Raw genomic sequence first — 16,197 nt, forward strand, 5'->3', positions numbered from 1 at the left:
GCGATCCGTCGGCTGCCACCTCGGCGCGGTCCATGGGCCGGGCCGTACCGTCGGACGGGTGGACGCGACGACTTCCCGCCCCGATGCGGATCAGATCTCGGCGACGGCCGGCGCCGGCAGTGGCGGTGGGGCCGTCGGCGCGATCGTCGTGCCGGCTCGGTTCAACGGGCCGCCCGGGAGCGCGAACGGCGGATGGATCTCCGGAACCCTCGCCGGGTACCTCGACGATGCGGGCACGGACACCGCACCCGGCCGGGTGGCAGAGGCGGTGCTGCGTGCGCCGACCCCGCTGGAGGTGCCGCTGGCGGTCGAACCGGCGGACGACGGTGGGGTGCGTCTTGTCCGGGGCGGGACGGTCCTCGTCGAGGCGCACGCGGCGGAGTCCACCGATCTCGGCGACTCGCCGCCGTTTATCGAGCTCGACGAGGCCGAGCGCGCCGCGGCCGCCCTTTTCGCGACGTCGACGCATCCCTTCCCGGGATGCTTCGGCTGCGGGACGGGACGGCCTGTCGGCGACGGCCTGCGGATCCTCCCCGGCCAGGTCGCCGGCGGGCCGCCCGGCCTCGTCGCCACGGCCTGGACCGTCGACCACTCCCTCGCCGAGGCGGACGGAACGGTCGGCCGGCACCTGCTCTGGTCGGCGCTGGACTGCCCGTCGTTCTGGGCGCACCAGGCGACGATGCCCACCGACGGCCTGGCCGCCCTGCTGGCCCGGCAGGCCGTCTCCGCCACCGGCACGGTCACGCCCGGCGAGACCTACGTCGTCGTCGCCCGCGCCGACGCCGCCGACGGCCGCAAACTGCGCGCCTCCTCCGCCCTGTACACCGCCGACGGCCGCCTGCTTGCCTCCTCGACCTCCCTGTGGATCCGCATCCAGTCCGTTCCCCGGCCGTGAACCGGCGCGGCCGAGGCTGGGCATCCAGGTGGGCGGTGCGCCGCGGGTGGGGTCAGTCGACTGCCGGTCGGGCCATGTCCTGGTAGATGTCGGGGATGCCGTCGTGGTCGCGGTCGGCCGTTTCGGCTTCCTCAAGCCGGCGGAAGACACGATTGCGCAGACCTAGCGCCACAGCGGCCAGCAGGGCGGCGAGCAGCGAACTGGCCAGGACCGCGATCTTGACGTGGTCGTCGCGCGCGCTGCCGACGCCGAAGGCGAGCTCGCCGACAAGCAGGGAGACGGTGAATCCGATACCGGCCAGGACCGCCAGCCCGAGGACGTCGACCCAGGCCAGCCCGTCGCCGAGGGTGGCACGGGTGAAGCGGGCTACCAGCCAGGTGGCGGCCATGATCCCCAGCGGCTTGCCGACGACGAGACCGACCACGACACCGAGGGCGGCGCGGTCGGTCAGGGCGTCGGTCAGTCCACTCAGGCCGCCGAGGGTGACGCCGGCGGAGAGGAACGCGAAGACCGGCACCGCCACCCCCGCCGACAGGGGCCGCCAGCGGTGCTCGAAATGCTCGGCCAGCCCCGGTCCCGCGTCCGGCCCGCCGGTACGGGTGCTGCGCCGCACCGGCACCGCGAATCCCAGGAGCACGCCCGCGACGGTGGCGTGCACGCCGGAGGCGTGGACCAGCGCCCAGGTGGCGGCGGCCAGGGGCAGCAGGAGCCACCACGAGCGCACCCGGCGCTGCACCAGCAGGGTGAATACCGCCAGCGGCACCAGCGCGCCCAGCAGCGGGAGGACCAAGAGGTGGCGGGTGTAGACGACAGCGATGATGACGATGGCGAGCAGGTCGTCAACCACGGCGAGCGTGAGCAGGAAGGTCCGTAGCGCGGACGGCAGGTGCCGGCCGATGACTGCCAGCACCGCCAGCGCGAAGGCGATGTCCGTGGCCGTCGGGATCGCCCAGCCGCGTCCGGCGTCACCACCGAGGTTGACCAGCGTGTACAGGACAGCCGGGACGACGACGCCGCCGACGGCCGCGAGGACGGGGACCACGGCCCGCCGCGGGTCGCGGAGGTCTCCGGCGATGAACTCGCGTTTGAGCTCCAGCCCGGCGACGAAGAAGAAGATCGCCAGCAGGCCGTCGGCGGCCCACTGGGCCAGGGTCAGGTTCAGGTGCGCCCAGGAGGGGCCGAGCTGGTAGGACAGCATCGACCGGTAGGAGTGCGACCACGGCGAGTTCGCCCATACGAGAGCCAGTACCGTGGCGGCGAGCAGCAGGCCGCCGCCGATGGTCTCCCTGCGCAGGATCGCGGCGATCCGGCGGGTCTCCGGCCACGACCTGCGGTCGAACAGGCCGAACCGGCGAGGCGGGGTCTGGCTCACGGCGGTGCTCCTAGCCAAGGGGTCGAGTCAGACGCTGCCGACCAGACTTCCCGGCACACCAGACCCACCGTAGCCGGGCCAACGAGCGCGGAGCCCGTCGAGCGGCCGGCGGTGCCCGGATCAGGCTGGCGACCCCCGGGGAAATGTGCCTATGATCTTGGCCATGAACGCCTTGCGCCGGATGCTGTTCGGCGCGGGTCAGCTACCCGCGGATCTGCGCGCCACGCTGGAAGCAGAAGGCCTTGTCCTCCTGGAGGAGGGTCTCACCGGCTCGATCACCTACCGCAACTATCGGGCGCCCGGTCAGCGTTCCAGCTGGCGCAAGGAGGCGGTCTCCGGCGCGATCGCGGTGAGCGCCGGGCGCCTCGTGGTCTGGGCCGGGCGCGGCAAGCACATCGACGTGCCGCTCGCCAGCCCCTTCCTGACCGCGATCGACATCGGCGTCGAGCCCCCGGACCGGGTGCGATTCGCCTACGACGCCGGGAAGTTCAACCCCACCAGGTCTGGCACCGTGGAGGTACGCCTGCGGACCCCGCGGGCCACCCACGTGGCCGAGCTGCTCACACCCCCAGGCTGAACCGGCCGAGCTCACGGACAGCCCGCGGGCGAGCCGTCCGGGCGGACGCGTGGATGTACGCGCCCACCCGGCGGCAGCGGTGGACCCGGCCGAGGAGGACCCGGCGCTGGTTGGTCGCCGGTTTTCAGTCGAGGACGGCGACGACCGTGCCGGCGCCGACCGTTCGGCCGCCCTCGCGGATCGCGAAGCCGAGCCCGTTCTCCAGCGGTACCGGCTTGCCGAGCCGCACCGTCATCTCGGCGGTGTCTCCTGGCAGCGCGACGCCGACCTCACCCAGGTCGACCTCGCCGACCACGTCCGTGGTCCGCAGGTAGAACTGCGGGCGGTAGCCGGACGCGATGCCGGTGCGCCGGCCACCGGCGCCCGGCGCGAGCAGGTGGACCCGGGCGGCGAACCGCTGGTGCACCGTCACGCTCCCCGGCGCCGCGAGGACGTTGCCCCGTCGCAGCTGCGTACGGTGCACGCCGCGCAGCAGCAGCGCGACGTTGTCACCGGCGAGGGCGGACTCCATCGGCTTGCCGAACGTCTCCAGCCCGGTGACCACCGTCGCCAGCCGCGTGCCGAGGCCGCACACGTCAGCCCGGTCGCCCACGCGGACGGCGCCACGCTCGATCGCCCCGGTCACCACCGTTCCACGACCGGTGATGGTCAGGACGTTCTCCACCGGAAGCAGGAACGGCGCCGTGGTGTAACGGTCAGGAACCGGGACGTACTTGTCGACGGCGTCCAGCAGTGCCTGGATCGAGGCCGTCCACGCCGGGTCGCCCGCCAGGGCGCGCAGCCCGGAGACGCGGACCACCGGCACCTCGTCGCCCGGGTAGCCGTGCCCCGCCAGCAACTCGCGGATTTCCAGCTCCACCAGGTCCGTGATCTCCGGGTCCGCGGCATCCGCCTTGTTCAGCGCGACCACGACGTGCCGGACCCCGACTTGCCGGGCCAGCAGCACGTGCTCGGCCGTCTGCGGCATCACGCCGTCCTGGGCCGACACCACCAGGATCGCGCCGTCGAGCTGAGCCGCACCCGTGATCATGTTCTTCACGTAGTCGGCGTGGCCCGGCATGTCCACGTGGGCGTAGTGCCGACTGGCGGTCTCGTACTCGACGTGCGCGATGTTGATGGTGATGCCGCGGGCGATCTCCTCGGGGGCGCGGTCGATCCGGTCGAACGGGACGAACGAGCCGGAGCCGGTGTCGGCGAGAACCTTGGTGATCGCGGCGGTCAGCGTCGTCTTCCCGTGGTCGACGTGACCCATCGTGCCGATGTTGAGATGCGGTTTGGTGCGGACGTAGGCCTGCTTGGCCATTGTTCTTCCTCGGTGCTCGAAGCCGCGAGCCCCTGGGCCTACCGACCCTTCCCTGCGGGGCTCCGGACGATCCGGGAAGAGTCAGCGTCGCGCGCCGCCGGGCAGCGCGTCGGCGGCCAGCGCCGAGAAGGGCAGCACGACAGCACCCGCGACCAGGGCGGGCGACGAGGCGTCGTGCCGGAACATGGCTCTCATGGTGGCCGGCCGAGGAAGGGCTGGCGAATGCTTTTCCGCGCCGCACCGCACCGCACCGTCCGCCGCCGCGCCGTTCCCGGACGGGCGCTTCACCGGCGCGGTAAGACGGACCACGGGCCCGACGACGGTTGACCAGGCGACCAACCAGTACCCCGTCACCTTGCCTTCGGCGACCACCGACACCACAGAGCCGGGTCAGGAGGCTGGCGCCAGCGCCGAGCCAGCCGGCAGTCGTCAGCGGTGGTCGCCCGGATCGCGCCGTCACTAGTGATCAGAACCGGCCTGGGCTGGCCACACGGGGCGACGAAAATCGCTGGTGGCCGGCTGGGCGGAACCAGTGGGTGATCTGGTGGAGTTGTGGGAGCCAGAGCGAGGAAACGAAATTACTCAAGTCCAGGCCAGCAGATCTGCGTGACGTCGGTCACGTGTGCGACCCGCCTGAACTGCCTGTCTCTCTCGGTCAACGGCGGCCGGCGACCCTCCTGATGGGGTTGCCGGCCGCCGTAGGCTGTCTCGGGGCCGAGGGGCCTTGGCCCTTCTCATGCCTCGGGCTGAGCGGGGCTCCTCCGGCGGGCAGGCAAGCTCTGCTTTGCGCCAGGGTTCTCGGCCGGGCAAGACCCGTCGGCGCCACTTTCACCGGTCGTGACGGATGTGGGTCTTGCGCGGTCGGGGTTCCTGGGGCAACCCTCCGGGTGCCTGCTCGCCGGAGGAGACACTCGGACTCCCGCCGTCCCTCCCCTCCTTTGGTGACTGGTCGGGGGCACGGGGGCAGCGCCCCCGCTTCCACATGGGAACTGCTCGCGCCCCGCGTGGGCCTCGTCCAGCGGATGCCGCGACGACATGATCGAAATTGCGCGGCCAACGCCGACACGGCTCGGGGTCATCAAAATGGTTTGGCTCCAGCAGGCGAGGGGGCCAACAATGGCCGGGTGACCAGGAGTGTCGCGGTTCGACCTGCGACAGCGGCAGACGTTGTCGCGCTCGGTAGGTTGAACGCCGTCGTACAAGAACTACATGCCCGCACTCATCCAACCGAATTTTGTGCGCCTGACGCTACCGCCGCCGCCTCGTTCTTCCGCGAGAAGTTGGACCAGCCGAACGTGTTGGTGCTGCTCGCCGAAGAAGGCGGCCGGACGGTTGGCTATCTTTACGCCGAAGAACAACATCGAGAAGCGAACCTCTTCAGACCGCGATCGAGCGTCCTGGAGATCCACCAAATCTGCACACGTTCCGACAGGCGTAGAGGGGGCGTCGGCCGCGCTCTAATGACCGCCGCCGAGCAGCATGCGGTCAGCTGGGGGCTGGACGGTTTACGCCTAAGTACCGGGAGCTTCAACACGGACGCGCAACAATTCTTCGCCAGCCTTGGGTATGTACCGTACAGCATACGGCTCATGCGGCGTCTCTGAACTCTCGCTCATCCGGGGCTTGGATGAGCGTCGTGGACGGGGAGACTCTGGGATTCGGGTACTGCGCGACAAGGCGCCAGGCCGACGGCGGTGGGTTGCGACGCGCCGCCGCTCCGCCACGTGCGGGCGGGGTGGCGGCCCGACGCGCCCGGGGTGCCGAGCGAAGCGAGGCGGGGCCCCGGGGCGTGGCGGGGCTGACGGGACCCGCCCGCGCGTGGCGTGTGCGGCGCGCGCCCCGAAGGGACGCCTTGAAACCGTGTAGAAATTCTGCGCCAGCGATCTTCGCTCAGATCTTCGCCCAGATTCGCCCGCGCTGCCAGGAGGAACGGCCACGCGGAGATCGACACTGACGACCTCCGCGTCCCCTGACGGCTCGGGAGTGCCGTCGCAGACCGACGCGCCTACCCGGCCGACACGGCGCCCCAAGACCGACGTCGAAGGGCAACCGCTCCGGCGGGAGGACGGGCCCTGGGATTAGGAGGAGCCGGCGCGACGTCTACGGACGTCTGTGGACGTCCATGCAGTTTGGCCTGCCAGCGCGCCGAGTCCACAGACGTCCACGGCCGTCCAGGGGCGTCCCCCGGCTCGGATACACGGTTGGGTGCAGTGCCCCGGCTGTACCCGGCTGCTTCGGCTCGGCGTTCGTCCGGTCGCGGCGGCCAGCGCCTTGGCACCGCAACCTTATGTTCCGTAGTCCTCGGAACCCCGTCCGGGCTATCGACAAGGGTTTACTGGCGGACCGGGGTACCCGACATTTATGCGTCTTCGGTGCGACGATCCCCCGAATTGCAGTCGAGCGCTGGGAGCTGCGAGCTTGCTCGAACAGCACATTCGAGTGCAGCAGAAGTGATCGAGTCACTACGGCTACCCGACAGCCAAGAAACGGCGTAGATCTACGGCACGAATCGGAACAAAAAGTACAACTTACGCTAAATCGGCAAATCAATCTTGTAGAATTTTGCAATGGTGGTAGACGCCCCGTACGGATCGCGGGACTATCAGCGGTAGTCCGGCGCAATCGGAGGCTTCTGTGGGCTGCCTGCTTGATCGACTTCCTTTCGACTACTCTTATCCAGAGGCTCGCGAGCTCCGGGACCTACTAGCGGGTCTTTATTATAGAGACTCAGACGTATTTGCACTGACAGACGCTATTGGGTTACCTCGCCGCTCAGTGCATTTTGGTCAAAATTCGGACGAAACATGGCATCAGCTTCTCATTGATACGAGATCTCGCGGTACGCTGGAAATGCTGATGGGCCTTGTGTTGCAGGATGAGAAAGTCGTCTCGCACCACGCGAGGATCGAAGAACTACTCCGCGATAGCCCTGTGACATCGGTGCCAGAGACAATCGATGCGCCCATCGAGGATACCGATGTCATATCTCCCGATGTCCTAGAACTCGTTGAGAGGCAAACGGGCGACCGCTCGACGCTAATAGATATTTCGCTTCTCCGGGGCGCGTTGCGTGTATCGCCGGCCGTTGTGCGCTTGGTCGTTCACTTTGGCCGCGTTCCTTACACCGCGACTGGTGTCTGCATCTCACGTAACACTATTTTGACAAACCATCACGTTATCTACGACTGGGATAACGGAGAACGGCGCTTGACGTCAGGAGTTGCTTGGTTGGGCTATGAGACATCTTCGGGAGGTCTTGTTCGGGATCCGATAAAACTGAATTTGACCCCCGAGAGTGCGATCGGTGACAGGGCGCTTGACTGGTGTGTCATAAGCACTCACGCGCCGATTCCTGAGACGTTCGGTTACCTTCGGCTGCCCACAGATTCGGAACTTGAGGTCGGAGATGCGGTATCAATTATTCAGCATCCAAATGGTCGGCCAAAACAGATCTCCCTGCAGCACAATGCAGTCGTATCAATTGCGGGTAGCACGGTCAGCTATTTTACAGATACTGAGGAAGGTTCTTCTGGCAGCCCGGTCTTCGACGAGCAGTGGCGGGTTGTGGCACTCCACAAAGGGTCCGGTAATGAGCGGATTGGAAGTGCAAGAAAGATTGTAAATCGTGGCACACTGATAGGTGCAGTCATCCGTGGGCTGGGGAATGCCCAAGTCCCGTTTGAGACGATGCGATGAACTCCAGAAATCGGATCCTAGATGAACCTCGCCTAACGTTCGACGATGAGCGAGTCCGGATTCTAGAGGATCTGCTGGGGCAGGCATACCAAACTAGTGGTGCAGTCCGACGACTGGCAGAGGAGGTGTCTGGTTTCCCAACAGAGAAAGTTGTCTGGGATGCGGCTGCACAGAATTTGTGGCGTGATGTTCTGCGGAACGCCGCCGCAGCCGGAGTACTGCGATCTTTGGTAGGGCGCGTTGTGGACGACGCACAGGTAGCTGGATTTCGCCAAAAAATCATCGACATTGTATCGAGGTTGGACCAGACCATCAGCGATAGTCGTGATCAAGAAAAAGCGGGCACGGTCGCAGGCAAAGCGAACGAATCGCAACTAGGCGAGGTAATTCAATTTCGCCCACGCCGCGAGGGCGTGCGTTCGCCCGGCCAGAACCCTCCGGACCTCTGGCACAACTTTTTTGATGTATTGCTCGGTACCTCTTTCGACAGCCGAGATCCCGCCACCTTCGCCGCTGACACCATGGCTCTTAGAATGATGCTCTTGGGTGCTCACCCACGTGCCCCAGTGCAGCCTGACAGAATTGCGGAGATTGTCGACGAGCTTCGTCGATGCCTACAGAATGCCGTTACCGCTGGCACTAATGCCTCGGAGCTAGCCCGCTGCGCCGACTCCTGTGAACAATTTCGTGGCTGGCTAGTCGGAATTACTAATCAGCGTAGATCGATAACCTGACTAGATGGCCGCGGCAGCTCGATGGTCGGAGCGCGACCCGTCCAGAGACGCCGCGCTGGAGATCCTTGGGGAATTTGAAACAGTATCGCGCAGGGTCGTACTTCTCTCACACAAAGAGATCGGCGGACTCGAGTCTAAGCTCGACGAACTAATTTCTATTTTGAAAGAAATAGAAGGCGACATGCAAGATGTTGCCGTCAGGAATGCGCTGCGGAAGATGAGAAGAGAGTTTATTGGTGCCGCTGGCGCTTTGTTTGAATTTCAGCTCGGCATTGGTAAGAGTGGGACGCCGAATCAGCGTGCCCAGGCCGCTAAACAGCGGAAGGGATTGTGGATTGACTATCAGAAAGCCTTAGAGGAACTCAATGAATATCTTGAGCGGGTTACAAGGTAACTGCACTCGTCAGCCACCTGCCATATTTCCCCGCCTCTGCAGCATCATTCCCTGGTGAAATGGGCTCGAACCACGACCGGGGGATTATGAGATTGCTAGATACTCCGCTGTATTCGTCCACCGACGTCCGCCGGTCCTGGTCCTGAGCCGTCTGGATTCCACGGACGTCCGTGGTCGTCCGCTGCTGTCGGCCGGCTTGGCTGCCAACCTGGCTGCCACGGACCGGCAACCTGACCTCGGCACCGCGCGGGCCGAGCGTCGAACGCTGACCCTTACACACGCGACCGCCGAGTGCGATCTTCGTTGGTAGGCCGACCCGTACTGCAGGCGCGTCAACGCCGAGGAACGAAGCGGCGCGACAGCATCTAGGCAGTCGACCTCCCGATCACAAGATCGGCCCGCGTCGTCCACAGACGTCCACAGACGTCCACAGACGTCCACAAGCGTCCATAGGTCCTGCTCACGGCTCCGCCCGCGTCCATCATCGTCCGCTGATGTCGGCCAGTGTCCGCGGGCTTGGCTGTACGGATAGCTCTACTGCCACGGCCGAGGGCCACGGAGAGTCGATGCAGACCACTAAGTGTCCTCCAAGGAACATGTATGGTCGGACTGTCGTCCTAATCGGGGCTATCGCGACAAATTTTTTAAAGTGGGTGTTGTGGCAGAACTAGAGCTAGTTTCAGGCGGGCTTCCGCGCTTCGTTCGCGACTATCTTTATGTCGATGTTTCGCGCACTCGTTCTCTGCTCGCTCAGATCGACGAGGGCGTAATCGAAAAAAGAACGACCGAGACCACCGAAGGACAAAGACGCGAGGGTCGGGCGGGTGTTACACGCGCTAACTACCTTGGGAAGAACTCGGAATCTGTGGTGCGCGAGGAGTACGAGCGAGCGTTCCATGATTCGCTATTCGGTCACTTCGAGGAGTTGGCCGAGTCCTGTGGACTTCTCGTCGATATCTCCGAGCAGATGCAGTCAGAGGATGCGGCGTCGGTTAGTGGCGAAATTCCAGCCGGGACGCTCGTGCGCATAACAGGTCCAACCTGCCTGTTCGACTCGGGTTACCTTCGGTCCAGCTTCAAAAATATCATAAATGTCGCCCGAGGTCTAAGTTCACTCGGTGGTGGCGACGCTCCCGTGGTCCGGACCGGGCAGAATAAGGGCCAGCGTCCGAGGCAGAACGGACTAGGTCGCGCACGTGGCGGTATTGAGCCAGACGAGCGAGACGCAATGGTTTCCAAGATGCTTGACGGCATGGAGCCATCAAGCATTGGCTCTCTCGCGGAAGTAGTTGAGGGCCTGTTCCCGGACGGCATCTGGGCAATTCAACGCCTCGGTCCCGATCGCGATGTGCTGATCTCCGCACGCTGCTCGGCGACGTCGGAGTATCTAGAGAAGGACCGCAATGCGCTCTTCTCGCGCTACGGAGTCGGCTACTCACAGTGGACAATGGTTGGGCTAGTCGGAAGCCGCGACTCATTGGTACCCGAGACTGATCTGACGATAACCGATACCAACGGTGTTCTCGACCGCGCCAAGATAGTTGATGTTATCCTTGGATTGATGGCACTAATCGGAGCGACTGGATTCGCCGAAGCTCCTCAGGGTAACAATTTTGCTGTCACGCCACTCGGCATTTATAGAATTGTGACGCCTTGGGCGCCGAGTGCTGCCAGGAAGCCATCTTAAGCGCTAAATCGCGATCAACCGGCTGTGAAATCGAGCAGCACGGACCGCCATCGGAAATCTCTGCGAAATATTCGTCGGGTGGCGACGTCGTGTGAATACTGACGATCAGGGCGAAGCAGCAAATGGCGAGAGGGACCGAACTCTAACCCCTGTCTTGCAAAGTCGGTCCGGGTCGTCCAGGGGCGTCGGTGGTCGTCTGCGGCTTCTGCTTGGGTTCTAAATCGATTCCACTGGCGTCCACCGTCGTCCATGTCAGTCCGCCAGCTGGGCTACACGGTTGGTTACAGGGGCGTCGCGCAACCAAGGCGGAATGACGCAGAGTACGTGACCTCAGTGACCAGGAAATTGTGAATCTTCGGTGCGTCGTCTGCCGACATCCACAGACGTCCGCCGCCGCTGGTTGCGAACACGGCTTCGTATACCCGCCGGGATCCCGGCAGTGCAAGATCCGCCAGCGCTACTTGATCTTTCAATCGCTCGTGCGGATCTTGCACGATCGGGGTCCGGGTGGTAACCCTACGGCGCCGTTCTTACGAGCCCGCAATTGGTGGATATTGTGGAAATTGGACCGCATGCCGAGCCTTTTATAAACGTCGGCGGGCTCGCGTTCGGAGATTCGTATCGCCAAATCCTCAAAATATACGAAAGTATTTGTCCTGCAACGTACTCTCTCGTTCTCGATATACGGTTTAAGAACAGCCCACGTCTGCGTTACGCCCGTGCCGTAGGAGCCAATCACGAGATCCCCATCGATGATCTTGTGTGCGACCAGTTTCCCCAGATCATCATAGAATATGCCAACAAGCTGAATATACTGGACAATGTCAGGCGGCAGCGCCAATATTCCGCTAGCCGGATCATGCTCCAGGCTGAGCCTCCCGTAAATGTAGAGGCGTGCTTCGGTAAACTCGGGTTGGCGGGTCTCCCGGAATGCTTCGACGATGATCGGTATTATGTTGGCGCCGTGAGAAAATCGAGATCGCTGCCTGGCGGTCAAAACTGACGCCAGGAGCGCCGCCAATGAAATGACGACGGCGGCGAAATTTAAAAGAGCACTCACTTGGCGACATCCAGCTCATGGGTGACGATAGGTCCGAAGGAAGTAGAGCACTCGGAAGCTACCAAGACGTGGGGGGTGATCTTACCGTCACCTTCGACCTTCTGAATCGCCACTGATGGTTACCCCCAATTTGATAGCAAGACGCGATCAACCTACCTGGAGGTTGTCGTGCGTTGGATGCGCCGGCCTCCTGCGACGCGCCGGCGAGCACGGCGCCCCAGGGCCGCGCGCAGCCGTCGCGCGACGCGGCGGAGGTCCCTTGACCCCAGATCTGGCAATCCGGGCAGTCAACGAACGGGCAAGTTCGACGGATGATCTTCTTCTCGCTAACCCCGCGTGGATCGTCGGCGGTGGCGATCTGTGCTGTGTGTCTGTGCTGGTCAGGTGGTGCGTGGGGAGGGTAGTGCGTTGCGGGAGACGGTGACGATTTCGCCGAGGTCGCGGATGGCGGGTAGGTCGGGCCAGCGTGCGTGCATCTCGCGCCACATCTGGCCTGCGTTCTGGATGACGGTGCGGCTGGGTCGGCCGTCGAGGACGGTGAGTGCGCGGGTGGCGGCGTCGGCGGCCTGTTCGGGCTCGGGGTTGGTTCGGCGTAGGTAGGCGCGGCAGAGGGTGTTGTAGCTGCCGCCGATCTGGACGTAGTGGCCGGGTCCGGCGGCGATCTCGGCGTCGAGGCCTGTGCGGGCGTGTTGTTCTGCGGTGTGGCCGTCGCCGAGGTGGCCGAGGGTTCCGGCGAGGAAGCCCTGTACGAAGGCTGGGCCGCCGGGGTTGGGTCCGGGCATGATGCCGCCGTGCCAGACGTGTTCCTGCATGTCGGCCAGGGCGGTGCGCGCGTCGTCGGGCCGTCCGGCCAGGGCTATGGCGCGGGCTTCGCAGCCGGCGAGGATCGGCCGGGTGAACGGGTGGGCGTCGGGTCGGGCGGCTGCGGCGATGTCAGCGGCCTGGGCGTACGCGCCGGTGAAGTAGGCGACTGAGGAGCGCATGGCGGCAACCGACCCGGCCAGCAGGGTGACGTCTGACCGGGTGGAGGTGTGCGTAGGTAGCAGGTCGCGCGCTTCGTCGGCGTGCTGGGTCGCGACGTGAAAGAACGACCGGGCCGAGCGGTCATCGGCCAGATCGAACGCGAGGGTGCCCAGATAGAACGCGAAGTTCCCGGCGAGGAGGGTCATCCGCCCGCGTACGCGGGGTGAGACCCGGCCGTCGAGGACGTCTTCGATGGTCTGCCACCTGGTTCCGACCGTCGCGGCAAGGGTGGCATGGGGTGTGTTGCGGTAGGTGTCCGCGACATGGTGGAGATCGGCTTCGTACTGGTCCAGGGTGAGCGGGTCGGGATCCGCACGTGCGATGCGATGCGAGAGTTCGGCTGCTGCGGGTCCCAGGGCCAGTAGGCGTAGGGCGTCTCGTCGGTCCGTCGGGCTCGCCTCCTCGACCTGGGTGGCGTGTCCATCGTCACGCGGTATCCAGGCGGGCACCATCCTGCGCTGGAGGGTGAAAGCCGCGTCACGCCCGGACGGCCGGTCGGAGGGCGAGAGCAAGACGTCGCTGTCGATGCCGAACATGGCTTCCAGGACGCGCCGGGCGACCGGATAGGGCCTGGCGACGGTGCCAGCAAGCCAGCGTTTCGCCTGACGGTCGGTAACGCCATACGTGTCGGCGCCGATGGCGGCGGCCGTGTCGGCGTAGTGGCGACAGAAATCCTCGACGGTCCAACGTCGCTGGACCAGCAGGTGCGCGAGGAGAGTGCGGGGTCGGGGCTGTGGGGGCATGACGTCCTTGGGTGTCCGGCGGCCTGTGCCGATCGTGGCCCGCCCACAGCGTGGTGTCACGACCTGGTAGCTGCGACCGCCTGGATGTCCCGGAGAAGTCCCTGAAAAGTCCCTATCCCGGTCCGGTGAGGGGCGCTGGCGATATCCCGATCATCGCCGCTTTCCGGAATCGACTCGTGACCGATCGTCGCGGTGATGGCGTCGATGCTCTGGGGGTGCCGGTGACGGTCATAAGAGTGGAACTGGACGGCGGCGAGCTGGGTCCGGTGCCGGTGGAACTGGGGCCGGTGCGGCTGCCTCGTCAGGGCGGGGTGCTGTTGGACGCCTATCCGTGGCCGGATTTCGTGCCTTCGGGCCGGTTCCCGGCGGATGGCGCGGCGCTGCGGCTGGCGGCGAGAGGTGCGGCGCGGGTGGTAGTGGCCTGTCCGCCGCTGGTGTCGCCTGCCTGTTCGGTGTTGGCGCTGGCCGTCGGCCGGCTCCTGGTCGAACAGCGGCTTGCGGTGGGGGCCGGGTCGGTGCCGGTGGCGTTGTGCGCGGTCCGGCCGCGGTGTGCCTGGGAGTCGGGCGGAGTGATCGTGCCGCACCCAGTCACGGTCCATGCCCGCAGTGGTGCCCAGTACCGAGTGGTCTGGGAGATCAGCGAGACGCCTGATGTTGCGGCCTGGCTGACGCGTCTGGGGCCGGTGGTCGGGTGGCCGGTGGCGGTGCCGGCCTGACCACTGGCACGGGTCGGCGGTGAGCCTCGTTAGCTCCGATGTACGGCGATGGACGCATGAGGCGCGGGTCTTTGGTCCTATGCCTTCGTTTTCCTATGTTTGCCTCGGCTACGCGCTGGGTAAGGTTGCTCTTGGCCACTGAGTTCGGTGTCTCCACACTGTTGGCTCAAACCACGTATGGACGGGTGTCGCCACTGAGGGAAGTCGGCCATGGGAGCGGACCGCGTGAGCGGTTCGGGTCTGGGGCTTCGGTGCCACCACCTTGGCGTCTGGTGTGACCTCCGCGTGCACGAGCGGTGGGTATCCCGGGCGCGCCCCGCTTCGGCGGGTGGCTTGCAGGTCCCGCCTGCGCCCGTTCTTCTTGCCATGCCTCGTGCCGGGCCGGTTCGCCGGCTGTGGCAGGGGTGGTGGGGTGCGCGGTCGGGCCTGCTTCCCGGGGTGGAGGCACGCTTCCCATGGCGCAGGAACGTCCGCCGGCGGCGGCTGGGTGTAGCCGGCCGGTCCGGCTCGCGGGCCGCTCAGACCACGTAGACCTCGCAACAGGCGATGTCCGCCGGGTGTCAGCGCCGCCGGTGGTGCATGTGCGGTGTAACAACCGGCGGGCGTCGGCCTGCCCGGACTGCTCGAAGCTCTACCAACGCGACGCGCGCCGCATCGTCGTACGCGGCCTGGACAGCGGCAGCGACGGGACCGGTAGCCGGTGCTCCGGCGTGGTTCGTGACCTTGACCGCTCCCTCGTTCGGGCCGGTGCATTCCCGCCGGGCTGGCAAGGGTGCCGAGGGTCGGGTGTGTCGGCAGCGCCGGGGAACATGCGAGCACGGCCGGGCGCTGTCCTGCCACCTGCGGCACAGCGCCGATGATCGTCGTCTTGGTGAGCCGCTGTGCCCGGCCTGTTTCGACTACGGCCGGGCTGTGGTCTGGAACGCGATGGTGCCGGCGCTGTGGAAGGCGACCCGTGACCGGCTCGAATCCGCGTGGCCTCGGCCGTCGGGCTGCCCGTCGCTGGACTGCGCCGTCAGGTGCGGGTCAGTTTCGTCAAGGTCGCCGAAATGCAACGTCGGGGCCTGGTCCATCTGCACGTCGTGATCCGGATCGACGGCCGCGACCCGTCCGGAGACCTGGTCGCCCCGCCGGAATGGGCGGGCGGGGATCTGGTCGCGGAGTGCCTGCGGGCGGTGCTGACGTCGGTATCGGTGGCCGCGCCGGACCCGGCGACGGTCGCGCTGCTCGACGCGTCGGGCGCTCTGCCAGCAGCGCCGTTGGCGGACGGGTGGGCGGTGCGCTGGGGTGATCAGGTTGATATCCGCCGGGTCCGGCTCGGGTCCGATACCGATGCGGTGAAGGTCGGGAACTACCTGGCGAAGTACCTCACGAAGTCCGTCACCGATTCCGGGGCGTTGGATGCGCCGGTGCGCTCGCTGCGCAAGCTAGCCCGCCTCGGGTTGCGCGATCACGCGCGGCGGCTCGTCGAGACCTGCTGGCGCCTGGGCGCGGATCGTGCGTTCACGGAAGCGCTCGACGCGGCGGCGGCCCGTCCAGCGGGGCGTACGTCGGGGCTGATCCGCTGGTCGCACAGCTGGGGCTTCGGTGGGCACTGGTTGTCGAAGTCACGGCGATACTCCACGACGTTCGGCGCGGTGCGCTCAGTACGATGCCGGTGGGCGAGGCTGCTGTCCGCCGCGCTGTCAGGCCGTCCCCTCGGCCAGGACGGCGATGACGGGCCGGTGGTGCTTGACGAGTTCGGCCGTCCCGACGGCGACCCCGGGACCCTGATCGTCGGGCAGTGGCGCTACACCGGACGCGGCCGTGATCCGGGTGGAGCTGAGGATGCGTCCGGGGCGGGGCCGTGACCAGGCGGCGCGGATCTGGACCGTTGGCCGGACAGATCGCGCTGCCCTTCGACGACCACGAAGAAACGAGCAGCACAGCGGACCTGGCGGGGCACGTGGCCGTCGAGAGGACGGGTACTGCAGGCTCCGCCTCGTCGTCCTTCCCTG

General features: G+C 66.0%; 12 protein-coding genes and 2 pseudogenes. 10 read left to right on the plus strand and 4 right to left on the minus strand.

Translation table 11 applies throughout. The features are described 5' to 3' along the window. Positions 1-58 precede the first annotated feature (58 nt). Positions 59-895: a hypothetical protein gene (locus QOZ89_RS11885; protein ID WP_083418085.1), complete on the plus strand. Its 837-nt coding sequence runs from the start codon at positions 59-61 to the stop codon at positions 893-895. 52 nt (positions 896-947) lie between these two features. On the opposite strand, the gene nhaA is transcribed toward QOZ89_RS11885, so the two are convergent. Next, entirely contained in the window at positions 948-2,267 is a 1,320-nt protein-coding gene (gene nhaA, locus QOZ89_RS11890) for a Na+/H+ antiporter NhaA (RefSeq protein ID WP_071046647.1), read from the minus strand. A 163-nt stretch (positions 2,268-2,430) separates the two neighbouring features. On the opposite strand from nhaA, the gene QOZ89_RS11895 reads away from it, so the two are divergent. Continuing rightward, positions 2,431-2,844 carry a hypothetical protein gene (locus QOZ89_RS11895; RefSeq protein WP_071046654.1) on the plus strand — a complete coding sequence of 138 codons (414 nt, stop codon included), beginning with the start codon at positions 2,431-2,433 and terminating at the stop codon, positions 2,842-2,844. A gap of 124 nt (positions 2,845-2,968) precedes the next feature. Here the strand turns inward: QOZ89_RS11895 and tuf are convergent, their stop codons facing one another. Then, complete coding sequence (gene tuf / locus QOZ89_RS11900) at positions 2,969-4,147, minus strand: elongation factor Tu (RefSeq protein ID WP_071046648.1); 1,179 nt, start codon at positions 4,145-4,147, stop codon at positions 2,969-2,971. A 1,022-nt stretch (positions 4,148-5,169) separates the two neighbouring features. Here tuf and QOZ89_RS47290 point away from each other — a divergent pair. From QOZ89_RS47290 to QOZ89_RS11920, 6 genes and pseudogenes are all read left to right on the plus strand, one after another. After that, positions 5,170-5,751, plus strand: coding sequence for a GNAT family N-acetyltransferase (locus QOZ89_RS47290; RefSeq protein WP_397428725.1), 582 nt, complete (start codon positions 5,170-5,172; stop codon positions 5,749-5,751). A 1,252-nt stretch (positions 5,752-7,003) separates the two neighbouring features. Beyond that, positions 7,004-7,843, plus strand: a complete 840-nt coding sequence (locus QOZ89_RS11905) for a trypsin-like serine peptidase (protein WP_157910424.1) — start codon at positions 7,004-7,006, stop codon at positions 7,841-7,843. After that, positions 7,840-8,079 (plus strand): annotated as a pseudogene (locus tag QOZ89_RS47295) (effector-associated domain EAD1-containing protein); the annotation flags it as partial. The gene QOZ89_RS11905 and the pseudogene QOZ89_RS47295, both read left to right, overlap by 4 nt. A 6-nt stretch (positions 8,080-8,085) precedes the next feature. Beyond that, complete coding sequence (locus QOZ89_RS11910) at positions 8,086-8,577, plus strand: hypothetical protein (protein WP_312623765.1); 492 nt, start codon at positions 8,086-8,088, stop codon at positions 8,575-8,577. 4 nt (positions 8,578-8,581) lie between these two features. Beyond that, a complete protein-coding gene (locus tag QOZ89_RS11915) occupies positions 8,582-8,971 on the plus strand; it encodes a hypothetical protein (protein ID WP_312623766.1) in 390 nt (129 codons plus the stop codon). Positions 8,972-9,629: 658 nt separating this feature from the next. Then, a complete protein-coding gene (locus tag QOZ89_RS11920; protein ID WP_491723650.1) occupies positions 9,630-10,658 on the plus strand; it encodes a DUF6414 family protein in 1,029 nt (342 codons plus the stop codon). Positions 10,659-11,127: 469 nt separating this feature from the next. Here QOZ89_RS11920 and QOZ89_RS11925 read toward each other — a convergent pair whose 3' ends face one another. Together QOZ89_RS11925 and QOZ89_RS11930 are read right to left on the minus strand one after the other, a co-directional pair. Then, a complete protein-coding gene (locus QOZ89_RS11925; protein WP_312623768.1) occupies positions 11,128-11,718 on the minus strand; it encodes a DUF4760 domain-containing protein in 591 nt (196 codons plus the stop codon). Between the two features lie 380 nt (positions 11,719-12,098). Then, positions 12,099-13,484: an NsdA family TPR-like regulatory protein gene (locus QOZ89_RS11930; RefSeq protein WP_083418083.1), complete on the minus strand. Its 1,386-nt coding sequence runs from the start codon at positions 13,482-13,484 to the stop codon at positions 12,099-12,101. Between the two features lie 11 nt (positions 13,485-13,495). On the opposite strand from QOZ89_RS11930, the gene QOZ89_RS11935 reads away from it, so the two are divergent. Further along, on the plus strand, positions 13,496-14,200 hold the full coding sequence (locus QOZ89_RS11935) for a hypothetical protein (protein ID WP_312623770.1): 705 nt from the start codon (positions 13,496-13,498) through the stop codon (positions 14,198-14,200). Positions 14,201-14,655: 455 nt separating this feature from the next. Further along, positions 14,656-16,050: pseudogene (locus QOZ89_RS11940) on the plus strand (replication initiator). Positions 16,051-16,197: the final 147 nt, after the last annotated feature.

This window comes from Pseudofrankia coriaricola (assembly GCF_032027725.1).
In the GTDB taxonomy this organism is placed as follows: Bacteria; Actinomycetota; Actinomycetes; order Frankiales; family Frankiaceae; genus Pseudofrankia.

Bases quoted from the DNA above. Each gene is read 5' to 3' on its own strand.
- QOZ89_RS11905 (WP_157910424.1), top strand. From the start codon at position 7,004: ATGGGCCTTGTGTTGCAGGATGAGAAAGTCGTCTCGCACCACGCGAGG.
- QOZ89_RS47290 (WP_397428725.1), top strand. From the start codon at position 5,170: ATGCCGCGACGACATGATCGAAATTGCGCGGCCAACGCCGACACGGCT.
- QOZ89_RS11895 (WP_071046654.1), top strand. From the start codon at position 2,431: ATGAACGCCTTGCGCCGGATGCTGTTCGGCGCGGGTCAGCTACCCGCG.
- QOZ89_RS11930 (WP_083418083.1), bottom strand. From the start codon at position 13,484: ATGCCCCCACAGCCCCGACCCCGCACTCTCCTCGCGCACCTGCTGGTC.
- tuf (WP_071046648.1), bottom strand. From the start codon at position 4,147: ATGGCCAAGCAGGCCTACGTCCGCACCAAACCGCATCTCAACATCGGC.
- QOZ89_RS11915 (WP_312623766.1), top strand. From the start codon at position 8,582: ATGGCCGCGGCAGCTCGATGGTCGGAGCGCGACCCGTCCAGAGACGCC.